The organism is Paraburkholderia sp. JHI2823 (assembly GCF_038900695.1).
In the GTDB taxonomy this organism is placed as follows: domain Bacteria; phylum Pseudomonadota; class Gammaproteobacteria; order Burkholderiales; family Burkholderiaceae; genus Paraburkholderia; species Paraburkholderia mimosarum.
Map to the genome: position 1 here is coordinate 1 of NZ_JAYMRY010000234.1, position 467 is coordinate 467.

Annotated in this window: 1 protein-coding gene; it reads left to right on the top strand. The window is 40.0% G+C overall.

Annotation, left to right across the window (positions count from 1 at the left end; translation table 11 throughout):
• A partial coding sequence (locus VSR34_RS38460) for a hypothetical protein (RefSeq protein WP_342965239.1) occupies nucleotides 1-246 on the top strand: 246 nt, incomplete at its 5' end.
• Nucleotides 247-467: the final 221 nt, after the last annotated feature.

Below are 467 nucleotides of genomic sequence, written 5' to 3' on the forward strand. Positions count from 1 at the left end.
ATCATGAAAGGTGTGAATGGAATGCTTGGTGTATGGGAATTGAATCGGGTTATGATTAACCAAGGGGTGAACTTGATTAATATCGTGAGAATAGGTGCTCCTACCCTCAACCATGAGACTATTTGTGCATGGAAACACTTGGTATATGGACAAAAGTGGTTGATTCGGGTTATGGTTAACCAAGGGAAAGACTTGAGTAACCTCGTGAGAATGGCCATGCCCAAACTCAACTATGAGACCCTTTAAGAAGATGCTTGGTATGTAAACCAAGGGGAGATAAGTTTCTTCAATGGATAAGATAAAAATCAAAATCCGATACAAGGTGGCTATATGCATGCTCCTAGAAAGTGGGACTAGCGTGGCACTTGTATTCTAAACGACCAATTGAAATAATTGATCGAATAGTTGTCGTTGTAGAAAAGCCCAAGACCAAACTATGAAATGTGTGCAAGTGTGCATTAGTAAGT